Below are 4257 nucleotides of genomic sequence, written 5' to 3'. Positions count from 1 at the left end.
CGCCGCCCCTCGTGGCGCAGCCGTTCGAGGGAGCGCTGTGGAACGCCGGCCACCCGCAGGGCGGCGTCGGCCGTCGCCGCGGCGAGGGCTCCGGGGACGCGGGCCGGGTCGGCGCGCCGGATGAGGATCACACTCTCGGTGAGGCCGAAGACGAGGTCGGCGCGCAACGCCAGGTCCTCGGGCCCGAGGACCGCGCCGGGTGCGGTGGCGGCGAGCAAGTCCGTGTAGCAGGACTTGAGTTCGGACCTGAGCCGGTGGAATCCGGCGAAGCGCTCGGTGTCGACCTCCGGGAGCAGGTACAGCGCGCCGAGGTTGTGCGGGCCGTCGCACAGCAGTGCCGCGTCGGAGTGGCACAGCGCCCACAGGCGCGCCTCCGCCGGCGCCTCCGTGCGGGAGACGAGACCGCCCGCCACCTCCAGCGAGGGGCGCACCGTCCCCTCCAGCAGGTCCGCGAGGATCGCCTCCTTGCCGTCGAAGTAGTGGTACAGCGACGCCTGCCGCAGTCCGGCACGTTCGGCGATCGTCCGGGTGGAGGTCGCCGTGTAGCCGTGGACGGTGAACAACTCGGCTGCCGCGGCGAGGACTTCGTCGCGCGGTTCGGGGCCGCCGGCCGGGCGCTCCTGGACCCGGGGGCGTCCGACTCTCCTGGTGGTGGGCCTGCTCACCCGGCGATCCTCGCACAGGCCGGCGGCTCCCTCGGGCCGGGCTCCCGGGGTGAGCGGCCGGTAACCGGTTCGAAACCGAGGGGCAACGGCGGTGAAGCCGCCGCTGCCTAATTTCTGTCAAGCGACAGAAATTACTCATCGGACCGGAGGCCGAGCATGGGGACACTCCCAGCGCCACCGTCGACGACCGCGTCGACGCACGGAGCCCGCGAGCACGCCCGCGCCCAGGAGGGCACCACGGCCGAGGCCATGCCGGTCGTGCCGGCGAGCACGTGGCCGACGCCTCCCGAGGGCGTCGCGGCCGGCGACGTCGTCTGGGCGGAGACCGTGGCGGGCGGCGGCTACACCCACAAGGTCCTCGCCCGGGGCACCGAGCTCCGGCTGACCGACCCGACCGGCGACGCCTGCGCCCACCTCCTGCTGTACGCGGCCCACCGCCCCTGGGAGCGCCTGAACACGGCCGACACGGTCAAGGTGCTCTGGAACGCCTACCTCGGTGCGGGGCACCTGCTCCTGTCCGACCAGGGCCGCGTGCTCGCGTCCGTCGTCGAGGACACCTCCGGCCGCCACGACGCCCTTACCGGCACCTCCACCCTCGCCCGCAACACCGCCCGGTACGGCGACGGAACCGCACAGTCCCCCTCCCCCGCGGGACGCGAGCTGTTCAAGCTCGCCGCCCTGAAGAACGGCCTCGCCGCGCGCGACCTGCCCCCGTCCGTCTCCTTCTTCCAGGGCGTCCGGATCGCCGAGGACGGCACCGCCGCCTTCACCGGCTCCGCCGGCCCCGGACGGACCGTCACCCTGCGGGCCGAGCAGGACGTCACCGTCCTGCTCGCCAACGTGCCCCACCCCCTGGACCCGCGCCCCGCCTACACCTGCGGCACCCTCATGGTCCTCGCCCACCGGGCCCGGCCGACCGGGCCCGGCGACCGGCTGTGGGACGCCACCCCCGAGGGCCGCCGCGCCTTCCTGAACACCGCCGACCACCTCACCGCCCGGGGGACCGCATGAGCACGAGCACCGCACGTCCCGGCCCCGTGCTGCCCGACAACACCAGGCCCACCCGCCCCGGCCACGTGGTCCGCGACGACATCGTCCCCGCCCGGGCCGGCTGGTCCGCCGTCGTCCGCGCCGGGCAACTGCTGACCGTCACCGACCTGCACGGCAACCAGGCCGCGGACTTCCTGGTGTACGACGCGCACGACACCGCCGTGCGCTACAGCGCCCCCGACACCGTCCAGGCCCAGGGCAACGTCTTCCTGACCACCGGCTCGGTACTGATGTCCAACGAGCACACCCCGCTGATGACCGTCGTCGAGGACACCTGCGGACGGCACGACACCCTCGGCGGCGCCTGCTCCAAGGAGTCGAACACCCTCCGCTACGGCCACCACACCTGGGCGCAGCACGCCTGCGTGGAGAACTTCCTCGCCGAGGGCGCCCGGCACGGCCTCGGCAAGCGCGACCTCGTCTCCAACATCAACTGGTTCATGAACGTGCCCGTCGAACAGGACGGCACGCTCGGCATCGTCGACGGCATCTCGGCCCCCGGGCTGCGGGTCGTGCTCCGCGCCGAGACCGACGTCCTCGCGCTGCTGTCCAACTGCCCCCAGATCAACAACCCCTGCAACGGCTTCGACCCGACCGCCGTGCGGATGACGATCACTGAGCCGGCCGGCCCCGAGAGCCGAACGGGCGACGAGGACGGAACACGATGACGTTCGACACTCTGCTGATCGCCAACCGCGGCGAGATAGCGGCCCGGATCATCCGCACCGCCCGGCAGCTCGGCCTGCGCACCGTGGCCGTGTACTCCGACGCGGACCGCGGCACCGAGCACGTCCGGCTGGCCGACCAGGCCGTCCGTCTCGGCCCCGCACCGGCCAAGGAGTCCTACCTCGACGCCGACCTGGTGCTCAAGGCGGCCAAGGACACCGGCGCCGGCGCGATCCACCCCGGCTACGGGTTCCTGTCCGAGGACGCCGCCTTCGCGCGCCGCTGCGCCGACGCCGGCATCGTCTTCGTCGGCCCCACCCCGGAGCAGCTCGAGCTGTTCGGCGCCAAGCACACCGCCCGGGCCGCCGCGGAGGCCGCCGGCGTCCCCCTCGCCCCGGGCACCGGTCTGCTGCCCGACGTCGGCGCCGCCCTCGAGGCGGCGGAGCGGATCGGGTACCCGGTGATGCTCAAGGCGACCGGCGGCGGTGGCGGCATCGGCATGCGGGCCTGCCACGGCCCGGGCGAACTCGCCGACGCCTGGGAGCGGGTGCAGCGGGTCGCCGCGGCCTCCTTCTCCTCCGCCGGGGTCTTCCTGGAACGGCTGGTGGAGCGGGCCCGCCACGTGGAGGTACAGGTCTTCGGCGACGGGCGGGGCAAGGTCGTCACCCTCGGCGACCGCGACTGCTCCCTTCAGCGCCGCAACCAGAAGGTGCTGGAGGAGGCCCCGGCCCCAGGACTGCCGGACCACGTCCGCCGCGGGCTCGCGACGGCCGCCCGCGACCTGTGCGCCTCGGTGGACTACCGCTCCGCCGGCACCGTGGAGTTCGTCTACGACGCGGTCCGCGAGGAGGCGTACTTCCTCGAGGTCAACACCCGCCTGCAGGTCGAGCACCCGGTCACCGAGGCGATCCACGGTGTCGACCTGGTCGCCTGGATGCTGCGCCTCGCACAGGGCGTCACGGACGTCGTCGCCGAACCGCCGGCCCCCGCCGGCCACGCCGTCGAGGCACGCGTCTACGCCGAGGACCCCTCCCGCGACCACCGGCCGAGCGCAGGCATGCTGACCCGTGTGGAGTTCCCGCCGGACGTCCGCGTGGACGCCTGGGTGGAGACCGGGACCGAGGTCACCACCACCTACGACCCGATGCTCGCCAAGGTCGTCGCCCACGGCGCCGACCGCGCGGAGGCGCTCGACCGGCTCGACGCGGCGCTCGCCGCCACCCGCATCGACGGCATCGAGACCAACCTCGGCCTGGTGCGCGCCGCCCTCCGCGACGCCGGCGTACGCGCCGCCCTCCATTCCACGGCCACGCTCGCCACGGTGACCGACCCGACCCCGCGCATCGAGGTCGTCGCCGCCGGCACCCTCACCACCGTGCAGGACTGGCCGGGACGCACCGGCTACTGGCAGGTCGGCGTTCCCCCGGGCGGACCGATGGACGACCTGTCCTTCCGCCTCGGCAACACCGCGCTCGGCAACGACGAGGGCGCGCCCGGCCTGGAGTGCACCCTCCAGGGCCCCACCCTGCGGTTCACCCACCCGGTCACCGTGTGCGTCACCGGCGCCCCGGCACCGGTGACGGTCGACGGCACCGCGGTGCCACAGTGGGAACCGGTCACCGTCGGCGCCGGGCAGACGCTCGCCGTCGGCGCGCCCGAGGAGCACGGCCTGCGCACCTACGTGCTGTTCGCCGGCGGACTGGACGTGCCGGACTTCCTGGGCAGCGCGGCCACCTTCACCCTGGGCCGGTTCGGCGGCCACGGCGGCCGCGCCCTGCGCCCCGGCGACGTCCTCCACGGCGGCGTCACCCGCAGCGACACCCGCCCCGTCCCCGCCCGGAAGCGGCCCCCATTCGACGCCGTGTGGCACATCGGC

The 4257-nt window shown here is 74.4% G+C and carries 4 protein-coding genes; 3 read left to right on the top strand and 1 reads right to left on the bottom strand.

Annotated features, from left to right (window positions below):
* Nucleotides 1-665 (bottom strand): TetR/AcrR family transcriptional regulator (locus HW445_RS20410; protein ID WP_180222428.1); only part of this gene is annotated, 665 nt, incomplete at its 3' end.
* Nucleotides 666-821: 156 nt separating this feature from the next.
* On the opposite strand from HW445_RS20410, the gene HW445_RS20405 reads away from it, so the two are divergent.
* The 3 genes from HW445_RS20405 to HW445_RS20395 all read left to right on the top strand — a co-directional run.
* Nucleotides 822-1676, top strand: a complete 855-nt coding sequence (locus tag HW445_RS20405) for an urea amidolyase associated protein UAAP1 (RefSeq protein ID WP_180222427.1) — start codon at nucleotides 822-824, stop codon at nucleotides 1674-1676.
* Nucleotides 1673-2383: an urea amidolyase associated protein UAAP2 gene (locus tag HW445_RS20400; RefSeq protein ID WP_180222426.1), complete on the top strand. Its 711-nt coding sequence runs from the start codon at nucleotides 1673-1675 to the stop codon at nucleotides 2381-2383. The genes HW445_RS20405 and HW445_RS20400 overlap by 4 nt, the downstream gene beginning before the upstream one ends.
* Nucleotides 2380-4257, top strand: a 1878-nt coding sequence (locus HW445_RS20395) for a biotin carboxylase N-terminal domain-containing protein (RefSeq protein ID WP_306673340.1), incomplete at its 3' end; no start/stop codon positions are given. The genes HW445_RS20400 and HW445_RS20395, both read left to right, overlap by 4 nt.

This window comes from Streptomyces sp. UH6 (assembly GCF_013421635.1).
Classification (GTDB): domain Bacteria; phylum Actinomycetota; class Actinomycetes; order Streptomycetales; family Streptomycetaceae; genus Streptomyces; species Streptomyces abyssomicinicus.
The sequence above is the reverse complement of the archived record's forward strand: the minus strand, read 5'-3'. Positions and strand labels throughout refer to the sequence as shown.